The sequence below is a fragment of the Halalkalibacterium halodurans genome (genome assembly GCF_004376175.1).
GTDB lineage: Bacteria > Bacillota > Bacilli > Bacillales > Bacillaceae_D > Halalkalibacterium > Halalkalibacterium halodurans.
On record NZ_SNUY01000159.1, the window covers coordinates 1 to 926 of the forward strand.

General features: G+C 42.0%; 2 pseudogenes. Both read right to left on the minus strand.

The annotated features are described in order from the left end of the window. Window positions 1-237 precede the first annotated feature (237 nt). Window positions 238-351 (minus strand): annotated as a pseudogene (locus E2L07_RS21455) (PTS lactose/cellobiose transporter subunit IIA); the annotation flags it as partial. Further along, window positions 326-784, minus strand: a pseudogene (locus E2L07_RS20595) (PTS transporter subunit EIIC); the annotation flags it as partial. The pseudogenes E2L07_RS21455 and E2L07_RS20595, both read right to left, overlap by 26 nt. Window positions 785-926 lie beyond the last annotated feature (142 nt).

Consider the following 926-nt stretch of genomic DNA (forward strand, 5'->3'; position numbering starts at 1 on the left):
ACCGCTTTCAACCTACCAACTGAATGGTGCCTAAGCAGATGAAGGAGTTCGACTAGATTAGTATCTAATCTCGCTAACTTTATTTCTGGAATTGTGCGTGTACCACAGAAAGTGGTGAAGAGACTAATAAATAAAATGCCTTTTCCTATTTGTCCGTTATAGATTTGGCCAAATCCGGACCAAAGAGCACTTAACACGGCAGCAATTCCAGGGTTTTTCAACGGTTGATTGGGCAGCGAATTTTCCTGCTTTTGCTAATTGAATGCCTTCCATGGCACATGAGCGAGCATTCCCTGAATGAAGAATGATTTGAAAGGCAATTTCTTCAAGAGGCTTTTGTTGTGTCGGCATCGGCTTTATCTCCTTCGTTATGAAAATTTCTCTGTTCGGCTCTCATCGATGCTTTTATAAATGGAATGTAAAGGGCAGTAGCGAGCGTAATGTTAAAAAGCTGCAAAACAACGCCGGCGAATGATCCTCCTGTCACGAGATAACCGCTAATGAGGGGCGGAGTCGTCCAAGGAACAAGGGCGACCGTCTTAGGAACGAGTCCTATAGCAATGGCCAGATACGACGTTAGTGTTAAAAGAACCGGAATCGTTAAAAACGGAATGAACATGACAGGGTTTAACACAACAGGCAATCCGAAAAGAACAGGCTCATTAATATTAAAAATCCCCGCAGGTGCTGATAGCTTTCCAATCGTTCGATAATGTTTTGAAGCGGATACAAGGAAAATCGCAGCGATTAAGGCAAGCGTCGTTCCCGATCCTCCCATGAAAAGAGAGTGTAAAATATTTCGGATTAACCCCCGTATTTTGGACAGTATCTCTCTTAATCTCACTTTATCTTAAAATTACATCCTTTTTCGTTTCCTTTTGTCCTTTTGAGATGATAGCCATTTCTTCCATTCCTTCAAGGATAAA